This window comes from Domibacillus sp. DTU_2020_1001157_1_SI_ALB_TIR_016, from assembly GCF_032341995.1.
Lineage (GTDB): Bacteria > Bacillota > Bacilli > Bacillales > Domibacillaceae > Domibacillus > Domibacillus indicus_A.
The window spans coordinates 3,044,436-3,064,794 of the sequence record NZ_CP135439.1 but is presented as its reverse complement, the minus strand read 5'-3'; the positions used below and the strand labels follow the sequence as shown (position 1 = coordinate 3,064,794).

Below are 20,359 nucleotides of genomic sequence, written 5' to 3'. Positions count from 1 at the left end.
TAAAAAAGTTGTTGACATTGAAAAGTGATTAATGATATGATGTTATAGCTGTCGCAGAGATGGCGCGAACGAATTGAACATTGAAAACTGAACAAAATCAATAAAAACGTCAACGTTTTAATTTTTATCTTCCATTAAAAACACCCCGTGTTTTAATGGAAACAAATGAGCAAGTCAAACTTTTTTGGAGAGTTTGATCCTGGCTCAGGACGAACGCTGGCGGCGTGCCTAATACATGCAAGTCGAGCGGACTTGACAGAGCTTGCTCTGTTCAAGTTAGCGGCGGACGGGTGAGTAACACGTGGGTAACCTGCCTGTAAGATTGGGATAACTCCGGGAAACCGGGGCTAATACCGAATAACATCAAGAACCGCATGGTTCTTGATTGAAAGGCGGCTTCGGCTGTCACTTACAGATGGACCCGCGGCGCATTAGCTAGTTGGTGAGGTAACGGCTCACCAAGGCGACGATGCGTAGCCGACCTGAGAGGGTGATCGGCCACACTGGGACTGAGACACGGCCCAGACTCCTACGGGAGGCAGCAGTAGGGAATCTTCCGCAATGGACGAAAGTCTGACGGAGCAACGCCGCGTGAGTGAAGAAGGTTTTCGGATCGTAAAACTCTGTTGTCAGGGAAGAACAAGTACGGGAGTAACTGCCCGTACCTTGACGGTACCTGGCCAGAAAGCCACGGCTAACTACGTGCCAGCAGCCGCGGTAATACGTAGGTGGCAAGCGTTGTCCGGAATTATTGGGCGTAAAGCGCGCGCAGGCGGCCTTTTAAGTCTGATGTGAAAGCCCACGGCTCAACCGTGGAGGGTCATTGGAAACTGGAAGGCTTGAGTGCAGAAGAGAAGAGCGGAATTCCACGTGTAGCGGTGAAATGCGTAGAGATGTGGAGGAACACCAGTGGCGAAGGCGGCTCTTTGGTCTGTAACTGACGCTGAGGCGCGAAAGCGTGGGGAGCGAACAGGATTAGATACCCTGGTAGTCCACGCCGTAAACGATGAGTGCTAAGTGTTGGGGGGTTTCCGCCCCTCAGTGCTGCAGCTAACGCATTAAGCACTCCGCCTGGGGAGTACGGCCGCAAGGCTGAAACTCAAAGGAATTGACGGGGGCCCGCACAAGCGGTGGAGCATGTGGTTTAATTCGAAGCAACGCGAAGAACCTTACCAGGTCTTGACATCCCGCTGACCGGTCTGGAGACAGATCTTCCCCTTCGGGGGCAGCGGTGACAGGTGGTGCATGGTTGTCGTCAGCTCGTGTCGTGAGATGTTGGGTTAAGTCCCGCAACGAGCGCAACCCTTGATCTTAGTTGCCAGCATTTAGTTGGGCACTCTAAGGTGACTGCCGGTGACAAACCGGAGGAAGGTGGGGATGACGTCAAATCATCATGCCCCTTATGACCTGGGCTACACACGTGCTACAATGGATGGTACAAAGGGCTGCAAGACCGCGAGGTTTAGCCAATCCCATAAAACCATTCTCAGTTCGGATTGCAGGCTGCAACTCGCCTGCATGAAGCTGGAATCGCTAGTAATCGCGGATCAGCATGCCGCGGTGAATACGTTCCCGGGCCTTGTACACACCGCCCGTCACACCACGAGAGTTTGCAACACCCGAAGTCGGTGGGGTAACCCTTACGGGAGCCAGCCGCCGAAGGTGGGGCAGATGATTGGGGTGAAGTCGTAACAAGGTAGCCGTATCGGAAGGTGCGGCTGGATCACCTCCTTTCTAAGGATATTTACGGAAGTGAGAACTTGGTTCTCACAAACGTTTGACGTTTGATTTTGTTCAGTTTTGAAGGTTCAATCCTTCAAGATGAAACTGTTCTTTGAAAACTGGATAGAAGCAACACATTGTATGACCAAAGCAAAAAACCGAGTAAGATACACCGCCATTTTAGGTTAAGTTAGAAAGGGCGCACGGTGGATGCCTTGGCACTAGGAGCCGAAGAAGGACGGGACTAACACCGATATGCTCCGGGGAGCTGTAAGTAAGCTTTGATCCGGAGATTTCCGAATGGGGAAACCCACCATCCGTAATGGGATGGTACCCCTGCCTGAATACATAGGGCAGGAGGAGGCATACCCGGGGAACTGAAACATCTAAGTACCCGGAGGAAGAGAAAGCAAACGCGATTCCCTGAGTAGCGGCGAGCGAAACGGGACATAGCCCAAACCAAGAAGCTTGCTTCTTGGGGTTGTAGGACACTCTATACGGAGTTACAAAGGAAGAGGATAGGTGAAGCGATCTGGAAAGATCCGCGAAACAAGGTAACAGCCCTGTAGCTGAAATCTTCTTCTCTCTTGAGTGTATCCTGAGTACGGCGGAACACGAGGAATTCCGTCGGAATCCGGGAGGACCATCTCCCAAGGCTAAATACTCCCTAGTGACCGATAGTGAACCAGTACCGTGAGGGAAAGGTGAAAAGCACCCCGGAAGGGGAGTGAAAGAGATCCTGAAACCGTGTGCCTACAAGTAGTTAGAGCCCTTTAACGGGTGATAGCGTGCCTTTTGTAGAATGAACCGGCGAGTTACGATTTCATGCAAGGTTAAGCTGATAAGGCGGAGCCGCAGCGAAAGCGAGTCTGAACAGGGCGTTTGAGTATGAGGTCGTAGACCCGAAACCAGGTGATCTACCCATGTCCAGGATGAAGGTGAGGTAACACTCACTGGAGGTCCGAACCCACGCACGTTGAAAAGTGCGGGGATGAGGTGTGGGTAGCGGTGAAATTCCAATCGAACCTGGAGATAGCTGGTTCTCTCCGAAATAGCTTTAGGGCTAGCCTCAAACGAAGAGTACTGGAGGTAGAGCACTGTTTGGACTAGGGGCCCATCCCGGGTTACCGAATTCAGACAAACTCCGAATGCCAGATACTTATGTTTGGGAGTCAGACTGCGAGTGATAAGATCCGTAGTCAAGAGGGAAACAGCCCAGACCACCAGCTAAGGTCCCAAAGTATACGTTAAGTGGAAAAGGATGTGGAGTTGCCCAGACAACCAGGATGTTGGCTTAGAAGCAGCCACCATTTAAAGAGTGCGTAATAGCTCACTGGTCGAGTGACTCTGCGCCGAAAATGTACCGGGGCTAAACGTATCACCGAAGCTGTGGATTGACACCTTATGGTGTCAGTGGTAGGAGAGCGTTCCAGGGGCTGTGAAGCCAGACCGGAAGGACTGGTGGAGCGCCTGGAAGTGAGAATGCCGGTATGAGTAGCGAAAGAAGGGTGAGAATCCCTTCCACCGAATGCCTAAGGTTTCCTGAGGAAGGCTCGTCCTCTCAGGGTTAGTCGGGACCTAAGCCGAGGCCGAAAGGCGTAGGCGATGGATAACAGGTTGATATTCCTGTACCACCAAGCATCGTTTGAGTGATGGGGGGACGCAGGAGGATAGGAGATCACGCAGCTGGATACGCGTGTTTAAGCAGTCAGGCTGGAAATGAGGCAAATCCCATTTCCGTTAAGGCTGAGCTGTGATGACGAGGGAATTTTAGTACCGAAGTCTTCGATTCCACACTGCCAAGAAAAGCCTCTAGCGAGATGTAAGGTGCCCGTACCGTAAACCGACACAGGTAGGCGAGGAGAGAATCCTAAGGTGAGCGAGTGAACTCTCGTTAAGGAACTCGGCAAAATGACCCCGTAACTTCGGGAGAAGGGGTGCTCTGGTAGGGTGCAAGCCCGAGAGAGCCGCAGTGAATAGGCCCAGGCGACTGTTTAGCAAAAACACAGGTCTCTGCAAAGCCGCAAGGCGACGTATAGGGGCTGACGCCTGCCCGGTGCTGGAAGGTTAAGAGGAGGGCTTAGCGCAAGCGAAGGTCTAAATTGAAGCCCCAGTAAACGGCGGCCGTAACTATAACGGTCCTAAGGTAGCGAAATTCCTTGTCGGGTAAGTTCCGACCCGCACGAAAGGCGCAACGATCTGGGCACTGTCTCAACGAGAGACTCGGTGAAATTATAGTACCTGTGAAGATGCAGGTTACCCGCGACAGGACGGAAAGACCCCGTGGAGCTTTACTGCAGCCTGATATTGAATTTTGGCACAGTCTGCACAGGATAGGCAGGAGCCTTGGAAGCCGGAGCGCCAGCTTCGGTGGAGGCGCTGGTGGGATACTGCCCTGACTGTGTTGAAATTCTAACCCGCACCCGTAATCCGGGTGGGAGACAGTGTCAGGCGGGCAGTTTGACTGGGGCGGTCGCCTCCTAAAATGTAACGGAGGCGCCCAAAGGTTCCCTCAGAATGGTTGGAAATCATTCGCAGAGTGTAAAGGCACAAGGGAGCTTGACTGCGAGACCTACAAGTCGAGCAGGGACGAAAGTCGGGCTTAGTGATCCGGTGGTTCCGCATGGAAGGGCCATCGCTCAACGGATAAAAGCTACCCCGGGGATAACAGGCTTATCTCCCCCAAGAGTCCACATCGACGGGGAGGTTTGGCACCTCGATGTCGGCTCATCGCATCCTGGGGCTGTAGTCGGTCCCAAGGGTTGGGCTGTTCGCCCATTAAAGCGGTACGCGAGCTGGGTTCAGAACGTCGTGAGACAGTTCGGTCCCTATCCGTCGCGGGCGCAGGAAATTTGAGAGGAGCTGTCCTTAGTACGAGAGGACCGGGATGGACACACCGCTGGTGTACCAGTTGTCTCGCCAGAGGCATCGCTGGGTAGCTATGTGTGGACGGGATAAGTGCTGAAAGCATCTAAGCATGAAGCCCCCCTCAAGATGAGATTTCCCATTACGCAAGTAAGTAAGATCCCTTGAAGATGACGAGGTAGATAGGTTCGAGGTGGAAGTGCGGCGACGCATGGAGCTGACGAATACTAATCGATCGAGGACTTAATCAATGTACACTTGGCGTGTAACAGAAAGGTTTTTTACCCATACAATAACGCTTCTATCCAGTTTTGAAAGAACACTTCTTTCAAACTTCATAGTCAGGTGGCAATAGCGAAGAGGTCACACCCGTTCCCATCCCGAACACGGCCGTTAAGCTCTTCAGCGCCGATGGTAGTTGGGGGTTTCCCCCTGTGAGAGCAGGACGCCGCCTGGCAGAATAATGTGATCTGTATTGAAAACACGCTCATTCAAATGTAAAATTTGAATGAGCGTGTTTTTTTGTTTTGTTTGTAAGATACTGGGTGTGATTTCAAAGGGATAAACGTTTTAACCTAATAAGGGCAGGGTAGAGTAAATTTGAATACGTGTGAAAGTGACACTGCCTTCTTCCTAGATTCCACTCCTTTAAAGGAATCATTTCGTTTATCTTTTATTATGTCTAATCGGGGTGTAAAAAGCATAAAAGGTGGAGGTGGATGAAGCATAGGAGTAATCCTCTTTTTTATTTTCCTTTTGATTTCTTTTCAAAAAGAATGTTCAAAGCATTTTTAGCTAATAATATAAGGAGTTGATACCTATACCTTCACATCGGATAAGGTCACCTAAATCATGAAGCGGGCGAGTGGACTATCCACCTGCTTGAAAAGAATGATGAATTAAGACGTAAAAGAGACGGAGGATGACAGGATGAAACCGGTAAAAATTTCATATATTATTCCAGCCTACAATGAAGCTGAAAATATCCCTAAAGTACTTCAGGCCATCAATCAAGAAATGAATGGTCAATTCTACGCATATGAAGTTATTTTTGTTGATGACGGAAGCGCTGATGATACACTGGATGTTATAAAGCAGCTGGCATTTCATTGTAATGAAGTTCAATATATCTCCTTTACCCGCAATTTTGGAAAAGAGTCTGCTATGCTGGCAGGTCTTCAGCATGCCCAGGGTGATGCGGTTATTTTGATGGATGCCGATTTGCAGCACCCGCCTTCTCTTATTTCCCAGCTGTTAAAAGGATATGAAGAAGGGTATGACCAAGTTATTGCCAAGCGGAATCGAACTGGTGATTCTCCTGTTCGCTCTATTATTTCCTCGTTCTTTTATCGACTTGTTAACCATACAGTCGATGTAAAACTGACAGATGGAGAAGGCGATTTCCGTCTTTTAAGCCGCAGAGCAGTGAATGCCTTGTTAACGTTAAGTGAAGGAAATCGATTTTCTAAGGGATTGTATTCATGGATCGGATATGGACAGAAAACTATATCTTATGAAAATGTAGCCAGAGAATGCGGCGAAACAAAATGGTCTTTCCCAAAACTTCTGAATTACGCCATTGATGGGATTGTTTCGTTCAACCATAAGCCTCTTCGTGCCTGCTTTTACACAGGAGCGCTTGTGTTATTTATGTCGCTTGTTTATATAGCCATTACTTTTGTTCAGATCATGCGGACAGGAGTAGTCGTGCCTGGATACTTTACTCTTATCTCTGCTGTTCTTTTTTTAGGCGGGGTTCAGCTTGTTTGTATGGGTATTATCGGAGAATACATTGGAAGAATTTATAACGAAACGAAAAAGAGGCCTCATTATTTAATTCAGCATACGAGTATTGGGGCACCAAAAGAAAAGAGAGAAAAACATGCTATCTATTCCTAATGAATTTTTGAAATTTATTATTGTTGGTGTCATTAACACCGGTCATTATTATGCGGTATACATACTTATGCTGCATGGATTGGGATTACATTTTTTTGCCGCGCATATGATCGGTTTTATCAGCAGTTTAATCGGCTCTTTTTTCTTAAACACGCTATATACGTACAAAGTAAAGCCGACTTGGTCCGCGTTTATCCGGTTTCCATTAACGCAGCTGTTTAATACAGGGATGACAGCTGTGTTATTATATCTGTTTGTTGAACAGTTTGGTATGAACAGTAGTTTCGCGCCGCTTGTGGCCGTTTTCTTTACGCTGCCCGCTACGTTTATTCTGACAGGGAGAATTTTAAAAAAGCCATGCGAAAAAGAGAAAACACATCTACATTCTTACATAAAATAAGCCCTTCAGGAAAAAAGGCTTCTTTTTTCTTTTTATTTTTATCGAGCTTAATTATGGCTCTTTTGAGTCATTTGTTTTTTATTATGCAATGGTTTGATGGGCATTACATGACGGGCATGAATGATGGCTTGTCACAAATGCAGCCTTTTAAGGAACTGCTTTACAATGAATTTAAAAAAGGCGAGTTTTTTTATTCTCCCGATTTTGGGCTGGGCGGGAGTATGTATACACAGCTTAGTTATTATTTTTTTAATTCGATCGTTTTTCTTCTTACAGCAGGTGTAACATTTGTTCTGGAGAGTATAGGACTTATTGGAAAGCCGGATCTTTTTTATTGGGCGGATGCCATTTTAGTTGTCAGCGTCCTTAGGCTAACCGTTATTTTGATGATAACGACGTTTTACTTTCGGTACATGACTCTCTCAAAGCTGCCTGCTTTTGTCGGTGCGGTTGTTTATGGTACAAGCATTATTTACTTTCGGTATGTGACCTACTGGGAATTTTTTTCGGATTCGATGATTTGGCTTCCACTGCTTTTAATCGGTGTCGAAAAAGTAATACGGGAAGAAAAACCATGGTTTTTTCTTGCAGCTGTTTCGATCAGCTTATTTGATAATTTTTACTTTTCGTATGTTAACTTCTTGCTTGCAGGCATTTATATTTTATTCCGGTGGATTTTCAAGCTCTCAGAAGGAGAAACATCAGTAAAAAAACAAATTAAGCTGTTTTTGCTGACCGGTATTGCGGGATTTGGCATTAGTGCTTTTTCTTTTATCCCTGCTGTATATGGATTCTTGAATAATTACCGGCCGCCTTACACGGAGCAAATTCCTCTTATTGGTTTTACTGATAACTTTTTAATCAATGGCCTAATCGTATATATACCCGCTTTTGTCGTGTTGAGTCTCTTGCTTGTTTCTTTGTACCAAAATCCGTTGTTCCGTTTTTTTGCTTTTATGACGATTTTTTTAGTCCTTTTACATATGAGCCCGTTTGCGGCGAGTGTTTTTAATGGTTTTTCAGCCCCGCAGTATCGGTGGGAGCATCTTTTGTCTCTTACAGTGGGTGGTACAGCAGCCGCTGCGCTCTCTATTCCGATTCAAATTAAACGAAAAAAGCTCATGGTTGCCTTTGCCTGCGCAGCTGTTTTATATATTCTTTTTTATGTGCTGGACCCTGTTATAACGTTCCAGCGTGCAAAAGATGCCTGGATGGGTGTTTCTGCATTTATAATCGTGGCTGTCTTTTTTGTTCTTGTTATCCGGAAAAGCCGGCACATAAAATCAGTAATGGCGCTGCTGATTATTTTAACAAGTATAGGAGTGGCGAACGCTTATCAGGAAAACCGCCTGTCGGTTTCAGGAACATCTTTTAAAGTGTCCAAAGAGTATATGAATAGTGATCAATACCGAGGTGCTGACCAGCAAAAGGTGATTGCCTTGATTCAGGAGCAGGAAACCGACCCGCTTGCCCGGATTGACTGGACACTTCAGCGTCGGAACAATACCCCAATCATTCATGGCTTCAAAGGAATGAGTGCTTACTCAAGTATTTTAAATGAGCATCTTTTATTCTTTTATTTAAAAGATCTCTATATAGATATGGGCTGGGAAAGTGTCAGCCGCTATGGGACACTTGGAGATCGTGCTAATTTAGAAAGTCTGTTAATGGGCAAATATTATATCAAGAAGAAAGAAGAAGAAGCTGTTCCGTATGGGTTCAAGGAAGCTGTCTCTGCCGGCGAATACGTTGCATATCAAAATGAAAACCTTCTTCCATTTGTCCGTACGACAAGTACCGTATTTTCAGAGCGGGAATTAAAGAATGCTTCGCCCGTGGCCAAAGAACATGCTATGCTCTCGGGAATTATCCTCGATCGTAAAGAGCCGGGAGCTCCTATACCGGAGAGTGCATCCATTATGAAACGTACATCGGTCGAACCTATTCATGCCACCTATGAGAAGGATATACTCAAGGTATCCGAAAAAGGCGGGATTGATGTAGTGGTCAATCAGCCAAATCCGTCTGTTAAAGATTACTACCTTACCTTTACTTTAAGAGGAATCGATAATAAAGATTCGTACGTACTTCAAGTCAATGAGTATAAAACAACCCGAAAAGCGGCCCGTTCTATCTATAAGACGAACGTGGATCAGCTGGTGATAAGAGTAAAAGCGAACAGCCGCATTTCCCTTCGTGTGCCAAAAGGAACCTATGAACTAAAGGATGTGCAGCTGTACGAAGAAACATATGATGTGCTGCGGAAAGCAAAAGCTGAAAGCCGTCAATCATCTGTCGAAGGGCTTCGCTGGGAAGGGAACCGCATTTCTTTTACGTACAACAATACGAACCATAATCAGTATGCCGCTATACCGCTTCCTTATGAAAATGGCTGGCGTTTAACGATAAATGGTGAGAAGCAGGAGATCAAAAAAGCGAATTATGCATTTACAGGCATTGAGCTAAAAGAGGGACGAAACAATGTCGAGCTTGTGTATTATCCGCCTTTCTTTTTCTCGCTTCTCGCTTTATCGGCTTGTACTCTTTTTCTTGTTCTTTTCTTATTTTACCGGACAAAACGATCCGCTTCTTAAAAGAGCGGATCGTTTTTTGTATAAAAAAAGTATGGAGTGGCAATGAAAAAGGGAGAGGGTTCCTGAAAGGAAGGGGGAGCGGCATGAAAATGTTAAGCTTGGCATTGGCGATCGGCTTTGCTGTTCTTCACTTTTCAGCTAAGTATATGGTTTTTTTAAAACGTGTTCCAAGAAGCCGGTTTTTATCTTTTGCTGGCGGTATTGCCGTTTCATATGTATTTGTGCATCTTCTCCCGGATTTAAACACGCATCAGCAGGTACTGGAGAAAGCTCAAAATGGTCTGCTTCGCTTTATTGAGAACCATGCTTATTTGATGGCGCTTATGGGCCTGGCTCTTTTTTATGGACTTGAAGAAGTAGTATCACAGTCCACGAAGAAAAAGGAAACAAAGTCAAGTTCAGGTATATTCTGGCTTCATGTGGGCGTTTTCTTCTTTTACAACATGCTGATTGGTTATTTGCTTATTCAAGAAACATTTGATCAAGTATTTGGAATGCTTTTTTATTTTCTTGCCCTGTCCGTTCATTTTATGACGATCGACCAAAGCATGCGTGAAGCACACCAGGATGTATATGACCAATATGGCCGCTGGATTTTAATTTTTGCCGTGTTAGTCGGCTGGGCCCTGGGTGCTTTAACAGAATTAAAAGAAGCGGTAGTGTCGACAATGGTGGCTTTTTTGTCAGGTGCGCTTATTTTAAATGTCTTAAAAGAGGAACTGCCAAAAGAAAGTGAAAGCAGCTTTGGTGCATTTGCTGCCGGATTGATTATTTATTCCGCGCTGCTGCTAGCCGTTTAAACAAGCCTTGCTTTGCTTTTGTTTTGTGCTGTTCCAATCTGCGGCTAATTGTTTAAAAAAAGAAAGAGGGGGAAGGATAAACAAAAAAGAAAAGTGGGATAAATATGCCGAGTATTGTTTCTGCCAGTACGTACCACCCTCCGCATATTGTTGAGCAGGGTCAAACTGCCGCTTTTGCCCGTGAATTATTCAAGGATGATTTCCGGGATATTGAGCGGCTTTTAACCGTTTTTCAAAATGGGCAAATTCAAAAGCGGCATTTTGCTATGCCGTTAACTTGGTTTGAGCGCGACCATAGTTTACAGGAACGAAATGATTTATATATTGAAAAAGCCGTTGAATATGGAACCGAAGCTGTTAAACAGTGTCTGGATGACGAACGCTTTTTACAGCAATCGCTGACAGCAGGCGATATTGATGCCATTTTTTTTATTTCCAGCTCAGGCATGGCAACGCCAAGCATTGAAGCGAGAATTATGAACTGTCTGCCGTTTTCTGATGAAACAAAGCGGATTCCGATCTGGGGGCTTGGGTGTGCAGGCGGAGCGGCTGGGATCAGCCGTGCTTATGAATATTGCCTCGCCTTCCCACAGGCAAAGGTGCTCGTGTTAGCGATTGAATTATGCAGCTTAACGTTCCAGCGAAATGACCGGTCAAAAAGCAATTTGGTTGGAACGTCGCTGTTTGCGGATGGGACGGCTTGTGTGCTTATGACGGGGGACGAAGCTGGGATAGAAACAAAACGGCCTGTACCGTCTGTTTTAAAAACCGCATCCAAATTAATGCCCAATTCTGAAGATGTAATGGGCTGGGAGGTTAAAAACAGCGGTCTTCATGTCGTTTTTTCACGGGATATTCCTGTAATCGTCCGAGACTGGCTGGGAGGATTTGTAGATGCTTTTTTAGAAAAGGAAGGATTATCTATGAAGGAAATCACCCACTTTGTTGCACATCCAGGCGGAAAAAAAGTGCTGGATGCATACGAAGAAACACTGAAGCTTTCAACAGAAAAAACACTTCATGCCCGGAACGTTCTTTCATCGTTTGGCAATATGTCATCTCCAACTGTTTTGTATGTGTTAGAACAATTTATGCTTGGCAATGTGAAGCAGGGAGACTACGGACTGATGACTGCTTTAGGACCCGGCTTTTCTGGAGAATTAGTGCTGCTGAAGTGGGGGGGAACAGTATGAGTGGCATTTTTTGGCTGTTTATTCTTTTTCTTTGTGTACAGCGAATTTCTGAGCTTTTTATTGCCAAACGAAATGAAAAGTGGATGCTCAGTCAGGGAGCCTATGAAGCGGGGACGCGTCATTATCCATTGATTGTGGCACTTCACACGCTTTTTTTCATAAGCTTAATTGCTGAAGTGACCATGATGGAAAAAACGCTCAGCTCAAACTGGCCGATGTGGCTGACATTATTTTTGGTTACGCAGCTTGGGCGGGTATGGACACTTCGCTCACTCGGCCCTTTTTGGAATACAAAAATTATCGTGCTTCCCGGTGCAAAAGTTGTTAAAAGAGGCCCTTATCGCTGGGTTCGCCATCCAAACTATATTATTGTTACACTTGAATTTATTGTAATACCGCTGCTGTTTCAAGCCTACTACACAGCAATTATTTTCACGCTCTTAAATGCATGGATGCTGTCTGTCCGCATCGCTGCAGAAGAGCAGGCTCTTACCGATGCTACCGATTTCGGGAAAAGCTAAAGAATAAACAGACGGCAAAGCAGAGGGCTCTGTCGTCTGTTTACCGAATAACAGCGAGCCTTTCATAAACTTGTGACAGTGTAGTGATACCCATTTCTTGAAGTTTTTCAACATACACCGCCCAAAGCGCCGCAGTAAGACGCGCATCACCAAGAGCATGGTGCCGGCCGGTTATAGGAATTTGATTGTGTTCACAGCAGTCCTCCAGGCGTACATAAGGATTGTTCGGTTCTGCAATCCGGTACATAAAGGATGTATCGATCAGCCGGTGGGAAAATGGCGTTCGAAAATATTTACGGCTCGCATACGTCATAAAAGCTTTTTCGTGGCTGGCGTGATGGGCAACGAGAGGAGAAGCCCCGGCAAATTTAAAAAATTGTGCCAGCGCTTCAGCCGGCTCAGGAGCCTCTATTAATTCTAATTCCTCAAGTCCTGTTAATTCCTTTACAAGAGGCGGGAGTGGTTCAGCAAAACGGACCAATGAATAGAATTCATCTTCAACGTGTCTTCCACATACTTTTACAGCGCCAATCGATAAAATTTGATCTCCTTTGTCTGGATGAAATCCGGTTGTCTCCAAGTCAAACACAACTACCTGCAATTTGTCGAGCGGGACCGAGGTTGCCTCCTTTGTTTTTAAATCCCGCTGAAGACTCCGCATAAAAGCGAGATCATGACGGCCGCCCTGAAGGCCTGTGAAACGGTTTCCACTTAAGTTTTTCATAAAATCATTAAAGCCCATTCTGCATCATCCTTTTGCTATGAATCGCTGTACATAATGATGAAGGGACTCTGCGGTTTTTAAAATATGGCGCAGTTCCCGTTTGCGGACCGGTCCAAGTGAATCAATGTTTATATAGTGAGAGCTATCATAATCGGGCGCATTTCTTAAGACACGCAGCCTGAATTCGAGCAGCAGCCGAAATGCTTCCTCATATTCCTGCATGCGACCGTTATGAGCAGGAACAGCTGTTAAAGCCTTCATACGCAATAAAGTAGAAGAAGCATTAATTCCTTCTTTAACGGCAAGCACGCGAATGGCATTTACGTAAGGAAGAAAAGCAGATTGTTTTAAATTAAGTGACCCGGCATGCGGGCCGTTTTGTTCCGTGAAAATTTGTCCGAAAAGGCCAATCGATTTTTTCATAAATTGAATGTTTTCAAAAAAGCGCTTCAGCTTGTGCGGATTTTTTTTCATGTTTGCAGCCACTTGTTGTTTCAAAGCGGAAACGGGTTCTTTGTCACCGTGAATCACACGGGCATCATAGATCATGTGAAGAGAACGCATCGTGTCCAGTGTTTCAGATTCAATCCATAAAGCAATTTGCTGCTTCCAACCCTCTGCTGATTGGCACCAGACTGGATTAGAACTCATGACTTTTCCTTCACAGTACGGGTACCCAGCTGCATGTAATCCATCTGAAAAAGTTTGGCCTAAATCTAAAAAATAAGCAGCGGCTTCATCGGTATGGGCCTCGAAGACGATGCCATGATCCTGGTCGCTGATGGTGCCTTGTTCAGAACGGCCGGCGCTGCCAAGCAAAAAAAGGGAATAAGAACAGGGGGGAGGGCCATACTCGTGCTCGTGAATTTGCAGAGCGATCGTAAGAACCTGCTTCATTATTTCATCGTGAAAGGTATTCAAGCGCTGTGTGGAGTGAAGGTGCCGATCCATTTTCGCTTCTTTTTCCTGGCGAATGTTTGCGTACGTTTGCTCCCGTGTTGTCATGATTTTTCACATCCTTTTAAACAATAATACGCAAAGCGCTGCCGCTTTGCGTATTATTTATCTTATTTATCGCCTGCAGCTTTAGATTTTGTGTCAGCGAATACTTCCGGATAGCCGTATGTGCCGTGTTCACTGATATCAAGCCCCATAATTTCTTCTTCTTCTGAAACGCGGAGCCCGCCAAGAAGCTTCTTGATGACGAAAAGAATGACAAACGAAGCAACAAACGCAAATGCGCCGGAGACAAATACACCCATCGCCTGCACCCCAAGCTGTTCGAAGCCGCCGCCGTAGAAAAGACCAGGACGGCCAACGGTAGCAAGATCAGGTGTAGCGAAGAAACCAGTTGATAATGTTCCCCAGATACCAGGAATACCGTGAACAGAAAGAGCAAAGATCGGATCATCAATCCCCATTTTTTCCATCCATTTTGCCCCATAGAATACGAGGATGCCGGCAATTAAGCCGATTACAACGGCTGCCCATGTGTCAACGAAAGCACAAGATGCGGTGATGGCTACAAGACCAGCGAGAGCGCCGTTTAAAATAGTCGGAATATCCGATTTCCCAAGGGTTATCCAAGAGATAATCAATGCGGCAACAGCACCTGCGCCAGCTGCAAGCTGTGTATTAAGGGCTACAAATCCGAAGAATCCGGCATCAACGGATACTGTACTGCCGGCGTTAAAGCCAAACCAGCCTACCCATAAAATCAATACGCCGAGTGATGTGAACACTTGGTTATGCCCATGAATGGCATTAGCAGAACCATCTTTATTAAAGCGGCCGATACGAGGTTTAAGAAGGATCGTAGCTGCCAGAGCCGCCATAGCGCCTGTTAAGTGAACAACGGTTGAGCCGGCAAAATCCTGCTTGCCATGCTCCGCAAGCCAGCCGCCGCCCCAAATCCAATGTGCAACAACCGGATAAACAATTGCTGAGAAAAGAATGGTGAATAAAACGTATACAGATAACTTTGCACGTTCCGCGAAACCGCCTAGAGCGATTGTAATCGCGATCCCTGCGAATGCCAGCTGGAATACAAAGAATACAGTAGATGAAAGCCCTAAATCTAAGTCAGCGCCAGAGTAGAAAAAGTTCGACATTCCTACAAAGAAGTTCGCGTTATCACCGAAAATGAAAGCAAATCCGACAGCCCAGAAAACGAGGGAAGCGAGTCCAAATGTGAAAGCTGTCTTTCCGGCAATATGGCCAGCGTTTTTCATACGAGTTGATCCAGCCTCAAGCATAATGAATCCGGCAATCATGAAAATAACTAAAATAGCACTAACCATGACCCAGAGGCTGTTCATTAAGTACAACATATCTTCCATGTTAAAACCCTCCCGAACGTTATTTTTACTAACTTATGATGTTACTTTTTATAACATGTACCTATCTTATGCGGAAAATTAAGATTCGTCAATAGATTTTTTAGGATTTTATTCTCTTGTGTAATAAAACATTACACAAACAAGACGAATAATATATAGGAAAATTGGTTTTGATGTACGGATTCATAAGATTTTCAATAGGTAGTAGATATTTGGGCATGATAAAGAAGTTTCTTTCATAGAAATAAAACAAACAGAAAGATAAATGACAAAAAAAGGATTTAACAGCTGATTTATGATACACTCATTAAAAAAGGAGGCGTAACGATGGGCTGGTTCGGCGGGAGCTATCAAAATTATGACTTCACGATGTTTTCAGGAAGCCATTTTATTGTTGTGGCAGCCGTTAGTGCAGCACTGGCCGGATTATACGTCTTTCGCCAGCAGCTGGGCAGGTTGGTCGGGAGAAAGATGGAAATAGGTACAGCTTTCTTCTTATTATTAATAGAAGCCGTTTATCATGTCTGGATGATTACCACAAACAGCTGGAAGCTGAGTCACGCTATTCCGCTGGAGCTGTGCAGCATCAGCTTATTTTTGGCGGTTCTGCTCCTTGTAACGAAACAAAAAGGCATTTATGACATTTTATTATTTACCGGTTTACTTGGAGCTTCGCAGGCGTTATTAACTCCTTATTTAAATTTTGACTTTCCGCATTTTCGTTTTCTTCATTTTTTCACGGTACATGCTTTTCTGCTAATTGTTCCTCTGTACTTTACTTGGGTAAAAGGATACAGGCCGACGCTTTATTCAGTTGGAAAAACATTGCTGTTTTTAAATTTGCTCATACCACCTGTAATGGTGATTAATAAGTGGACGGGCGGAAATTATCTTTATTTAAGCCACAAGCCGTCAAGCGCCAGTTTGCTGGATTTGCTTGGACCTTACCCGTGGTATATTGTATCTCTTGAAGCGCTGGCACTTATGCTTAGTCTGCTTATCTGGGTGATGTTTCGCGAAAAGCCGTCAGGCCATCAAGTGGAAGGGCTGTTTCGGCGTAAAACAGCAAAAAGAGCGGAATCATCCTGATCCGCTCTTTTTGCTATGCGCAGGCTGCTGTTTTAATAGAAAGAAAAAAACACCTGCTAAAATAAAAATGCCGCCTGTTATCTGCCAGCTCGTCAGCCGTTCGTTCAGCAGGAGAACAGCGAGCAGGGTGGCGCCGACTGGTTCACCGAGAATGCTCATTGAAATCGTTGTGGCATTCACGTAATTCATAAGCCAGTTGTTAATGACATGTGCAATCGTCGGAACAATCGCAAGAAGAAGAAAAATACCCCATTCGTGTTTGCTGTAACCGGTTATCTGCGTACTGGCTGCTAAGTTAAAAAGAAACAGAAAAAGGGCAGCAAACGAAAAAACACAAAAGCTGTAAATCCAATGAGATACTTTGCGCACGGTCTGCTGCCCAATGAGCAGATAACCGACAACGGCAATGACGCTTAAAAAAGAAAGCAAGTCCCCTAAAATAGCCTCTCTGCTTAATCCGAAGTCGCCCCAGCCAATCATTACTGCACCAATAATAGCAATGCCCATCGTAGCAAGAGCTGCGGCATTTGTTCGTTCCCGAAACAGTAAAAAGCCGCCCGCCAGCGAGACGAGTGGCTGCAGAGCTAAAATAATCGTCGAGCTGGCAACAGTGGTCAGCTTTAACGAGCCGAACCACAGAACAAAATGAAAAGCTAAAAACAATCCGGAGAGAATTAAAAGCATCCAGTCTTTTCTTTGAATACGCTCAAATTCGGATCTTTTTCTCCATACAATGGGTAGTAAGAAAAAGCTGGCCAGAATCATGCGGTACATACTTAAAATAGAGGCAGGGGCGTCTGACCATTTAACAAAAATCGCTGAAAAGGAGATAGCGACAATCGCAATAAATAGGGGAAGCCCGATCGATCTGTTTGCCATTACCGCTCAAACAGCTCAATCCACTCGCCGTCCGGTCCGTAGAAAAAGACATATTTTGCTCCGTTCGGAAGTGTTGTAACAGCTTCGTCAACAAAAACAATGTTATGTTCCTTTACACGAGCGATTTCTTCTTCGATATTATCGACCGTAAAGGCGATATGGTGCACCTTTCCTTCTGCCGGCAGATTTGGATTATAGCCTTCGATAATTTCAATTAACGTTTCATCTGACTGTTTAAAGCCGAGAAACGCAATACGGAGATTTGGATCAGGATGACCCTGCTTCTCAAGAAGCTCAAGCCCGAGAACCTTTGTATAAAAATCAATTGTTGCTTCTAAATCCTTTACTTGAATACCGACGTGTTCTAATTTTGAAATACCCATATGTATACCTCCTTTTTTCTCCATTATCCCCCTGCCTTGACAAATACGCCAGCAAAAATAAAGATAAAAGAAAAGCAAATAGAGAGAAGGATTTTTTTGGTTTATATATGGATTGGAATAGGGGGCGTTATGGGTGCACTGCTGCGATACAGTGTATCGGTCGTAATGGACCACGGAGCGGCTGGCGGCTTTCCATTTGCGACTCTTTTCGTAAATTGCCTTGGCTGTTTTTTGCTTCCGTTTTTAACCGAAAAAGTTAAAGGCCGTATTCCGGTACCGATACAAAAAGCTATTACAGCCGGGGTTATCGGTTCCTTTACAACGTTTTCTGCTTTTAGCGTAGAAGTGATAACGCTCATCGAAGCAGGAAGGGCAGCTTCTGCTCTTTTATATATAGGTTCAAGCATAGGTGGCGGGCTTCTGTTTGTACGCCTCGGCCGTAAAGGAGCGAAAGCAGTATGATACTAGTCGCGATTGGCGGTTTTTTCGGGGCGATAGCCCGTTTTTGGCTGAGCAGCCGGTTCAACAGCACGGCTTTTCCGTTTGGAACTTTAAGCGTCAATGTACTTGGCGCCTTTTTGCTTGGGCTGCTTATAGGCAGCGGGGCAGGAGAGAGCGATCGTTTACTGTTTGGCACGGGGTTTCTTGGCGCCTTTACTACCTTTTCAACATGGCTGTTTGAAGCGGAGCAAATGAAAATGAAAAAAGCCTTTCTTTATATCTTCCTTACATGTGCGGCCGGTTTTTTTGGTGCATGGCTTGGCCTGTAAGTCGTTTCAAGGGAAATCCATATAAAGGATATGCTATACTTTCAACGTGAATAATTTATTTGATGAAGGGATGCGGAAACATGCAATTTGTAACGTTAAACAACGGACTCAAAATGCCACAGCTTGGCTATGGTGTATGGCAGGTTGAAGACGAACAGGCAACACCGGCTGTTTTAAAAGCGATCGAAACAGGCTACCACTCTATTGACACAGCTGCTGTCTACGGAAACGAACGCGGCGTTGGCAGAGCAATCAAGGAATGCGGTGTGCCTCGTGAGGAGTTGTTTATCACCACAAAAGTGTGGAACTCGGATCAAGGTTATGATGCTACGCTGAAAGCATTTGATACGAGCCTTGAGAAGCTGGGCCTTGATTATGTGGATTTATATTTAATCCATTGGCCGATGCCGCAGGAAGACACATATGTGGAAACCTACAAAGCGCTTGAAAAGCTGTATGCAGATGGGCGTGTAAAAGCAATCGGTGTCTGCAACTTTGATATCGACCACCTGCAGCGCCTGCTGGATGAGTGCGATGTAAAACCGGTTGTAAACCAGGTGGAATGCCACCCGCACCTCGTTCAAAAAGAACTTAAAGCGTTCTGTAAGAAGCATGACATCTACGTGGAAGCGTGGAGTCCTCTTATGCAGGGCGGTGTTGTGCTTGAAAACAATATTGTAAAAGAAATTGCGGAAAAGCACGGCAAGACTCCGGCACAAGTTATTTTGCGCTGGCATTTGCAGAATGATTCGATCGTCATTCCAAAATCCGTTACACCATCTCGTATCGAAGAAAACTTCAATGTGTTCGACTTTGAACTTACACAGGAGGAAATCGATCAAATTACGGCTCTTGACCGTGGTGAGCGTACAGGCCCGGTCCCAGCAGAGTTTAACCGTAAATAATGAGTATAGGAACATAAAAAAAGACCGGCAGATTCAACTGCCGGTTTTTTTATGTTTATACACTGTCTCGTTCAATTAAGCGAAAAGGCACTTCTTTGTGGGAAGTGTCTGAAGAAATAACTTGTTCAAATGCTATTTCCCCGAGCAGATGCAACGGCAGTTCAACAGTTGTAATGCCGAGTGCACCGGCAATAGGATGATTATCAAAGCCAATAAGAGCCGCATCCTCCGGCACAGAAAAGCCAAGCCGCCTGCATTCGAGCAAAAAACCGGCTGCCACGAAATCGTTTGTAATCACCATGGCATCAGGCCGTTCGGAAAGTGCTGCCCATTCACCGGCAATTCTGATGCCGTCATCAATGGTCAGTGCCTGGTTAAATACCCAGCCGCGCTTTGCCTTGCCATACTGTTCTTCATACGCCTGCTTTCTTGCCAGGCTGCTTTTTCCCTCCGTCCGCAAAAGAGTATAACCAACTTTCTGATGACCTTTTTTCTTTAAGAAAGACAGAGCGGCCTGGAATGCTTTGTACTGGTCGACAAATACAGAGGAAAGAGACGGGTCAGCCAGTGCCTCGCATAAAACAATTTGTCCGTATTCACTGTAGTCCTTCACAATATCAATAGGACACTCACGTGAAACGATAATCACTCCGTCAACTTGTTTTCTCTTCAGCATATCCAGCGCTTCTATCTCCTGGCTCACCTGATAATTGCTTTGCGTGATCATCAGCTTGTAGCCGCTTTTTTCGGCAGCTGAAGCAATTCCGCCCAAAATTACACCGAAATAAGGATGGCTGACAAATGGCAGAATCACCCCGATGATCTTTGTTTTCCCCAGTGAAAGGTGAACAGCATTAATGTTTTTCACGTAACGAAGCTGCTCGGCTGCTTCAACGACAGCTCTTCTTTTTTCCTCTTTTACGTAGGGATGGTTATTTAACACTCTTGAAACCGTAGCGGCAGAAACACCAGCCATTCGAGCGATATCATGAATATTGCCCATCTTTATCCCTCTTCCAAAAAAAGTGCTTGTTCTGAAACGCGTTTCATCCTTTACATTGTAAAAAAAGAAGGGAAGGTGTGGCAATGATGTGGGGGATTTTATCCATGATCTTTTTGTGTACAGTAGAACTTTTATTAGCGGGTGCGGCAGTAAAGGCACGGGAAAAGCATTCTTATTGGGAATAACACGGTTTTGATTAACGAAGGGAAGGGAAGGAAATCACTAATGAAAAGCATCCGGCTTTGAAAGCCGGATTTTTCTTGCTAAATGGAA

16 protein-coding genes and 3 rRNA genes are annotated in these 20,359 nt (G+C 45.3%); 13 read left to right on the top strand and 6 right to left on the bottom strand.

Going from position 1 to position 20,359, the window contains the following annotated elements; all coding sequences use genetic code 11:
* Window positions 1-181 precede the first annotated feature (181 nt).
* The 9 genes from RRU94_RS23805 (at window position 182) to RRU94_RS23765 (ending at window position 11,994) form a co-directional block, all read left to right on the top strand.
* Window positions 182-1,734 (top strand): 16S ribosomal RNA (locus RRU94_RS23805).
* A 171-nt stretch (window positions 1,735-1,905) separates the two neighbouring features.
* Window positions 1,906-4,838: ribosomal RNA gene (locus RRU94_RS23800) — 23S ribosomal RNA — on the top strand.
* 90 nt (window positions 4,839-4,928) lie between these two features.
* Window positions 4,929-5,044 (top strand): 5S ribosomal RNA (gene rrf, locus RRU94_RS23795).
* Together the 16S, 23S and 5S rRNA genes form the textbook arrangement of a ribosomal RNA operon.
* A 473-nt stretch (window positions 5,045-5,517) precedes the next feature.
* Window positions 5,518-6,486 (top strand): glycosyltransferase family 2 protein, encoded by a 969-nt coding sequence (locus RRU94_RS23790; protein ID WP_242235390.1) that lies wholly within the window; start codon window positions 5,518-5,520, stop codon window positions 6,484-6,486.
* Window positions 6,470-6,886 (top strand): GtrA family protein, encoded by a 417-nt coding sequence (locus RRU94_RS23785; protein WP_315693315.1) that lies wholly within the window; start codon window positions 6,470-6,472, stop codon window positions 6,884-6,886. The genes RRU94_RS23790 and RRU94_RS23785 overlap by 17 nt, the downstream gene beginning before the upstream one ends.
* A complete protein-coding gene (locus RRU94_RS23780) occupies window positions 6,844-9,480 on the top strand; it encodes a YfhO family protein (protein WP_315693314.1) in 2,637 nt (878 codons plus the stop codon). The genes RRU94_RS23785 and RRU94_RS23780 overlap by 43 nt, the downstream gene beginning before the upstream one ends.
* Before the next feature lie 83 nt (window positions 9,481-9,563).
* Window positions 9,564-10,280 carry a hypothetical protein gene (locus tag RRU94_RS23775; RefSeq protein WP_315693313.1) on the top strand — a complete coding sequence of 239 codons (717 nt, stop codon included), beginning with the start codon at window positions 9,564-9,566 and terminating at the stop codon, window positions 10,278-10,280.
* A gap of 104 nt (window positions 10,281-10,384) precedes the next feature.
* Complete coding sequence (locus tag RRU94_RS23770; RefSeq protein ID WP_315693311.1) at window positions 10,385-11,473, top strand: type III polyketide synthase; 1,089 nt, start codon at window positions 10,385-10,387, stop codon at window positions 11,471-11,473.
* The gene (locus RRU94_RS23765) at window positions 11,470-11,994 is read left to right on the top strand and encodes an isoprenylcysteine carboxyl methyltransferase family protein (protein WP_315693310.1); all 525 of its coding nucleotides are present in this window, start codon (window positions 11,470-11,472) and stop codon (window positions 11,992-11,994) included. The genes RRU94_RS23770 and RRU94_RS23765 overlap by 4 nt, the downstream gene beginning before the upstream one ends.
* 40 nt (window positions 11,995-12,034) lie before the next feature.
* On the opposite strand, the gene RRU94_RS23760 is transcribed toward RRU94_RS23765, so the two are convergent.
* The 3 genes from RRU94_RS23760 to RRU94_RS23750 all read right to left on the bottom strand — a co-directional run bounded on the left by RRU94_RS23760 (window position 12,035) and on the right by RRU94_RS23750 (window position 15,057).
* Entirely contained in the window at window positions 12,035-12,736 is a 702-nt protein-coding gene (locus RRU94_RS23760) for an exonuclease domain-containing protein (RefSeq protein ID WP_315693309.1), read from the bottom strand.
* 6 nt (window positions 12,737-12,742) lie between these two features.
* Window positions 12,743-13,723 (bottom strand): DUF294 nucleotidyltransferase-like domain-containing protein, encoded by a 981-nt coding sequence (locus RRU94_RS23755; protein WP_315693308.1) that lies wholly within the window; start codon window positions 13,721-13,723, stop codon window positions 12,743-12,745.
* A gap of 62 nt (window positions 13,724-13,785) precedes the next feature.
* Window positions 13,786-15,057, bottom strand: coding sequence for an ammonium transporter (locus tag RRU94_RS23750; protein ID WP_315693306.1), 1,272 nt, complete (start codon window positions 15,055-15,057; stop codon window positions 13,786-13,788).
* 327 nt (window positions 15,058-15,384) lie between these two features.
* On the opposite strand from RRU94_RS23750, the gene RRU94_RS23745 reads away from it, so the two are divergent.
* A complete protein-coding gene (locus RRU94_RS23745; protein WP_315693305.1) occupies window positions 15,385-16,146 on the top strand; it encodes a YwaF family protein in 762 nt (253 codons plus the stop codon).
* Here RRU94_RS23745 and RRU94_RS23740 read toward each other — a convergent pair.
* Window positions 16,138-17,025, bottom strand: coding sequence for a DMT family transporter (locus RRU94_RS23740; RefSeq protein ID WP_315693304.1), 888 nt, complete (start codon window positions 17,023-17,025; stop codon window positions 16,138-16,140). The genes RRU94_RS23745 and RRU94_RS23740 overlap by 9 nt on opposite strands.
* On the bottom strand, window positions 17,025-17,408 hold the full coding sequence (locus RRU94_RS23735; RefSeq protein WP_315693303.1) for a VOC family protein: 384 nt from the start codon (window positions 17,406-17,408) through the stop codon (window positions 17,025-17,027). The genes RRU94_RS23740 and RRU94_RS23735 overlap by 1 nt, the downstream gene beginning before the upstream one ends.
* Window positions 17,409-17,504: 96 nt before the next feature.
* Here RRU94_RS23735 and crcB point away from each other — a divergent pair, with 96 nt between their 5' ends.
* The 3 genes from crcB (at window position 17,505) to RRU94_RS23720 (ending at window position 19,083) form a co-directional block, all read left to right on the top strand.
* Complete coding sequence (gene crcB, locus RRU94_RS23730) at window positions 17,505-17,870, top strand: fluoride efflux transporter CrcB (protein ID WP_315693302.1); 366 nt, start codon at window positions 17,505-17,507, stop codon at window positions 17,868-17,870.
* Window positions 17,867-18,178 carry a fluoride efflux transporter FluC gene (locus RRU94_RS23725; RefSeq protein WP_315693301.1) on the top strand — a complete coding sequence of 104 codons (312 nt, stop codon included), beginning with the start codon at window positions 17,867-17,869 and terminating at the stop codon, window positions 18,176-18,178. The genes crcB and RRU94_RS23725 overlap by 4 nt, the downstream gene beginning before the upstream one ends.
* 80 nt (window positions 18,179-18,258) lie before the next feature.
* Window positions 18,259-19,083, top strand: a complete 825-nt coding sequence (locus tag RRU94_RS23720; RefSeq protein ID WP_315693299.1) for an aldo/keto reductase — start codon at window positions 18,259-18,261, stop codon at window positions 19,081-19,083.
* Window positions 19,084-19,138: 55 nt separating this feature from the next.
* On the opposite strand, the gene RRU94_RS23715 is transcribed toward RRU94_RS23720, so the two are convergent.
* Window positions 19,139-20,086: a LacI family DNA-binding transcriptional regulator gene (locus RRU94_RS23715; protein ID WP_315693298.1), complete on the bottom strand. Its 948-nt coding sequence runs from the start codon at window positions 20,084-20,086 to the stop codon at window positions 19,139-19,141.
* Window positions 20,087-20,359 lie beyond the last annotated feature (273 nt).

Excerpts from the sequence above, each read along its gene's own strand:
- RRU94_RS23790 (WP_242235390.1), top strand. The coding sequence starts at position 5,518 with ATGAAACCGGTAAAAATTTCATATATTATTCCAGCCTACAATGAAGCT.
- RRU94_RS23785 (WP_315693315.1), top strand. The coding sequence starts at position 6,470 with ATGCTATCTATTCCTAATGAATTTTTGAAATTTATTATTGTTGGTGTC.
- RRU94_RS23780 (WP_315693314.1), top strand. The coding sequence starts at position 6,844 with ATGCGAAAAAGAGAAAACACATCTACATTCTTACATAAAATAAGCCCT.
- RRU94_RS23775 (WP_315693313.1), top strand. The coding sequence starts at position 9,564 with ATGAAAATGTTAAGCTTGGCATTGGCGATCGGCTTTGCTGTTCTTCAC.
- RRU94_RS23770 (WP_315693311.1), top strand. The coding sequence starts at position 10,385 with ATGCCGAGTATTGTTTCTGCCAGTACGTACCACCCTCCGCATATTGTT.
- RRU94_RS23765 (WP_315693310.1), top strand. The coding sequence starts at position 11,470 with ATGAGTGGCATTTTTTGGCTGTTTATTCTTTTTCTTTGTGTACAGCGA.
- RRU94_RS23760 (WP_315693309.1), bottom strand. The coding sequence starts at position 12,736 with ATGGGCTTTAATGATTTTATGAAAAACTTAAGTGGAAACCGTTTCACA.
- RRU94_RS23755 (WP_315693308.1), bottom strand. The coding sequence starts at position 13,723 with ATGACAACACGGGAGCAAACGTACGCAAACATTCGCCAGGAAAAAGAA.
- RRU94_RS23750 (WP_315693306.1), bottom strand. The coding sequence starts at position 15,057 with ATGGAAGATATGTTGTACTTAATGAACAGCCTCTGGGTCATGGTTAGT.
- RRU94_RS23745 (WP_315693305.1), top strand. The coding sequence starts at position 15,385 with ATGGGCTGGTTCGGCGGGAGCTATCAAAATTATGACTTCACGATGTTT.
- RRU94_RS23740 (WP_315693304.1), bottom strand. The coding sequence starts at position 17,025 with ATGGCAAACAGATCGATCGGGCTTCCCCTATTTATTGCGATTGTCGCT.
- RRU94_RS23735 (WP_315693303.1), bottom strand. The coding sequence starts at position 17,408 with ATGGGTATTTCAAAATTAGAACACGTCGGTATTCAAGTAAAGGATTTA.
- RRU94_RS23725 (WP_315693301.1), top strand. The coding sequence starts at position 17,867 with ATGATACTAGTCGCGATTGGCGGTTTTTTCGGGGCGATAGCCCGTTTT.
- RRU94_RS23720 (WP_315693299.1), top strand. The coding sequence starts at position 18,259 with ATGCAATTTGTAACGTTAAACAACGGACTCAAAATGCCACAGCTTGGC.
- RRU94_RS23715 (WP_315693298.1), bottom strand. The coding sequence starts at position 20,086 with ATGGGCAATATTCATGATATCGCTCGAATGGCTGGTGTTTCTGCCGCT.